We start from the raw sequence: 4,346 nt of genomic DNA, 5'->3' as shown, positions 1-4,346 counted from the left end.
GCAATATTTTGAATTGGTAAATAGCGTATGATGGTTTTTGTATATCTATGGACTCCTTATGCACAGTGATGGAGGTAGGGGGGTGATTTTAGTCAATGGTTTATTGGGGCCATAAAGAATGCTGCGCGTGTTTATTGGTTAGAAAGAAGCATCAATAACGGGTTTTATTTTTGTGAAACTTTTGCGATATCGAGGATCTTTGGTAAAGATGATCTCGTCTCTATTGCTTTGTGGGATTGATATCAATAAAAAATTTAATCATCGTATATAAAAAAATATCATATCTTTTTAAAGTGCTATTTTGTAATATAAAAATTGATTGATACAATAGATATAGCAGAACTTGATAGAATATATCATTTTAGTTAATATGATATAAGTTTAATTATAGGCTTTTAATTTTTTTATTTGATGATATAGAGAAGTCTATAATTTTTGTATAAAGAGTTTTTCTTTTTATACAGAACTTTATCTTGAAATTGTCTTAATATTTCCCTTTTCAAGCCGTTCTTTTGCTTTCTTTTTTTGTACAATGCATTCGAAAATTATTTGCGGTTAGAATTTGAGAATTTTTGAGTGAGAGAAAGAAAATGCAATTTTTGAAAATTTTGTTAAATACAGCGTGTGCTGTATTTTTTGTATTTGATATAAGTTGGGCTCATAGTGTTTTAAATGTTGCAGAAGCAAAAGAAGGCTTAGGGAGTGTTGCTTCTCAGATTTCTAATCGTCCTTATGAGTTTCTTATTCAGAAATTTGCAAATAAGTATAATATTCCGGTTAATTTAGCACATGCTGTTGTAAAAGTTGAAAGTAATTATAAGGCAGGTATAAAGGGGGCTGCTGGCGAAATAGGTTTGATGCAAATTAAACCCTCTACGGCACGAGGGTTGGGCTTTAGTGGTTCTGTACAGGATTTGTACGATCCTGCGACCAATCTTGAATATGGTATGCGTTATTTGGCACGGGCCTATAAACTCAGTGGTGGAAGTACGTGTGGTACAATCCTTAAATATAACGCAGGTCATGCTGCAAAAAAAATGAATTCCATTTCAGCGAAATATTGCGCAAAAGTAAAGACTTATCTGGCTTCATTAAAATAAAAACATCTGTTGAGAGAGGTTTGTCATAAAATATTTTAAGATGCTATTTTCACGGAGCAAAAAATGTTTTATAAATCAGTATGTCAGTCGGCTGGGCAGCCGCGCTTGTCCAATGCTGAAAGGCGGCAGGTGAGGAAAGTCCGGGCTCCATGGAAAGACGGTGCCGGGTAACACCCGGCGGGGGTGACCCTAGGGAAAGTGCCACAGAAAGTAAACCGCCTATTTTAATAGGTAAGGGTGAAAGGGTGGAGTAAGAGCCCACCGCGCATTCAGTAATGAATGTGGCAAGGTAAACCCCACCGGGAGCAAGACCAAATAGAAATGACGTGCAAAATTTAATTTGCAGCCGATTTCCGGGCGAGTCATTCGGGTAGGTTGCACGAGGCGGATGGTAACATCCGTCCCAGATGAATGGTTGCCATGTAAAGTGTAAGCTTTACTCTACAGAACCCGGCTTATAGGCCGACTGATATTTCATGATGATACGCGATATTTTATAAGATCAATTATATATGGTCTTTTATGGAGTCTATGTGTTTGAAATGGACACTTGAGCAAAGAGTGTTTTAAAAAATTATAACATTTCTTTAAGTATAATGCGTTAGGATCTGTTTTAGGATAACTTTAGTTTTTTCGTTCATTGTGATTAATGTGATGAAGGCCAGGTTATTCTAAGATCAGTTGCCATGAGAGAGCTGTTGATTTAAGACAGCATAACTTCAAGACGGATTATTTTGATAAAGCAGGATCAAAGAGCTGAACGCCATATTCCAGTGTTGTTACAGCCAGTTTTGGCTGGGCTTATGCCATTGGTTGGAGCAAAAGTGATTGATGGCACCTTTGGTGCTGGTGGTTACACGCGCGCTTTGTTAAAGGCAGGGGCACAGGTGATTGCTCTTGATCGTGATCCTCATGCTATCAGTGCAGGACAATTGCTTGTTGAAGAATTTTTTCCACGCCTTCGTTTGGTCCATATGGCGTTTTCACAGCTTGATCGTGTCGTTGAAGAGAAGGTGGATGCAGTTATTTTGGATATTGGTGTCTCTTCAATGCAGCTTGATGAAGCAGAAAGAGGTTTTTCTTTTCAAAAAGATGGGCCATTGGACATGCGAATGGCTCAGACTGGTTTTACAGCTAGCGATGTTGTCAATCATTTAAAAGCAAGAGATTTGGCACGTATTTTTAAGGTATTAGGAGAAGAGCGTTATGCGGGACGAATTGCACGGATGATTGAAACGCGTCGTGTTGTTCAGCCTTTTTTGCGTACGGGTGATTTGGCGTATGCTATCGAAACGTTGATAGGACGTAAACCGGGAGATCGTATTCATCCTGCAACACGTGTATTTCAGGCTCTTCGTATCTATGTTAATGATGAAATTGGTGAATTGGCGCGTGGTTTATTTGCTGCTGAACGCGTTTTAAAAGCTGGAGGCCGTTTGGGGGTTGTCAGTTTTCATTCTCTTGAAGATCGTATGGTCAAAAGATTTTTTTCGACTCGTTCTGGAGAACGTATGAGATCACGCTATCTGCCAGAAATAAAGGCTGCTCCAGCAACATTTTTTCCTTTGTTTAGAGGTGGGATCACGGCAACTAAAGAGGAGTTACAGAAAAATCCTCGTTCACGTTCTGCGCGGTTGCGTATTGGTGTACGGACTGAAGCAGAGGCTCTTACAGAAGATATGAAATTATTTAGTTTAGCAGAGATTGCCAGTTTTGAAGGCGGCAAGAAATGACAGTTTTTCGTACATTTGATATGATTTTAGTGATGATTATGATTTGTATGGCAGGTCTTACTTATAAGGTAAAATATGATGTTCAAAAACGAATGAATGAAGTTCTTCATCTTGAGCATGAAATTGCTGCAGCAAAAAATACGGTGAGTTTGCTTCATGCTGAGTGGGCTGTGATGATCAAGCCTTCGCGCATGCAAAAACTTGCGAAACGTTATCAAAAAGAACTTGGATTAGAAGTTATACAGCCGCGTCAAATCGTAGAATTTAAAGACATTCCGGTACGGGTACATGATCCAATTGAAGAATTGATTAAACAAAATATCTTGGAAGATAATCAAGATATTTTGGCAAATCGTCGGGATTCTCAGATGAATGGTGTTGTCCAAAAAGGCGTGCAGTGATGAAGTCGACTTTTTTATTCTTACAGAAGAAAAAGCACTTTAAGAATTCGTTGAATAATCATAATGTTTCTGTTCGTCGTCCCTATTCTAGTCGTCCACGTTTGCTTTTTTCGTTGTTCTGCTTTTTAGTTTTATATGGCATCATGGGGGCTTGCCTTATTTCTTATGGGTTGGAAGGTGGACAGATTGAAGAAGCAAAGGGGCCAGGAGTTCTTCAACTGACGGCGCGGCCTGATATTGTTGATCGTAATGGTCGTTTATTGGCAACAGATATTAAAACTTATTCACTTTTTGCTGAGCCACGACGTATTATTGATGTGGATGAAACCATTGAATTGCTCTCAACAGTTTTGCCTGATCTTAATTGGCAGGAAACCTATAAGCGCTTAAAAAGAAAAACTGGTTTTTCTTGGATACAGCGTGGGTTAACACCAATGCAGAAGACACAAATTATGGCCCTTGGTATTCCAGGAATTGGTTTTCGGACTGAAATTCGTCGTTTTTATCCCGATGGACCTGTAACTTCCCATATTCTCGGCATGGTGAATGTTGATAATCAAGGTATTGCAGGTATGGAAAAATATATTGATGATGCGGGTTTGAGTGCTCTGCGTGCTGCTGGTCTTGCCATGGAAGAATCATTAAAACAAGTTCAGCTTTCGATCGATGTGCGACTTCAGGCAATTGTCCATGATGAACTTATTCAGGCTATGAAGCGTTATAAGGCAATTGCTGCAGGAGCTGTTATTTTAAATATACATACGGGGGAAGTTTTGGCGTTGGCATCTCTACCAGATTTTGATCCTGGAAATCCTATTGAAGCTTTAAAAAGTGATCGTCTCAATCGGATGACGGCCGGAACATTTGAAATGGGATCGATTATTAAAAGTTTTACGACTGCCATGGCACTTGATTCCAATATTTTTCATTTAAACAGTATTATTGATGCTTCAAAGCCCATAAAAGCAAGTAGTGGATATATTATTCATGATTTTCACGGAAAAAATCGTCCCTTAACGTTATGGGAGGTTTTTGTTTATTCTTCCAATATTGGTTCTGCTAAAGAAGCATTAGCGATAGGGATTGATAAACATCGTGATTTTTTGCAAAAA

At 38.7% G+C, this 4,346-nt stretch carries 4 protein-coding genes and 1 other RNA gene; all 5 read left to right on the top strand.

Going from position 1 to position 4,346, the window contains the following annotated elements:
- Positions 1-590: 590 nt before the first annotated feature.
- The gene (locus ACFIO3_RS09285) at positions 591-1,100 is read left to right on the top strand and encodes a lytic transglycosylase domain-containing protein (protein ID WP_375606959.1); all 510 of its coding nucleotides are present in this window, start codon (positions 591-593) and stop codon (positions 1,098-1,100) included.
- 83 nt (positions 1,101-1,183) lie between these two features.
- Positions 1,184-1,574, top strand: an RNA gene (rnpB, locus tag ACFIO3_RS09280) — RNase P RNA component class A.
- Between the two features lie 260 nt (positions 1,575-1,834).
- Positions 1,835-2,833 (top strand): 16S rRNA (cytosine(1402)-N(4))-methyltransferase RsmH, encoded by a 999-nt coding sequence (rsmH, locus tag ACFIO3_RS09275; protein ID WP_375609263.1) that lies wholly within the window; start codon positions 1,835-1,837, stop codon positions 2,831-2,833.
- On the top strand, positions 2,830-3,234 hold the full coding sequence (locus ACFIO3_RS09270; RefSeq protein ID WP_375606961.1) for a hypothetical protein: 405 nt from the start codon (positions 2,830-2,832) through the stop codon (positions 3,232-3,234). The genes rsmH and ACFIO3_RS09270 overlap by 4 nt, the downstream gene beginning before the upstream one ends.
- The coding region (locus tag ACFIO3_RS09265) for a peptidoglycan D,D-transpeptidase FtsI family protein (RefSeq protein WP_375704358.1) at positions 3,234-4,346 on the top strand (1,113 nt) is incomplete at its 3' end. The genes ACFIO3_RS09270 and ACFIO3_RS09265, both read left to right, overlap by 1 nt.

It is taken from the genome of Bartonella sp. AD328YNZD, from assembly GCF_042196425.1.
This window is presented reverse-complemented; position numbering and strand designations above follow the sequence as displayed.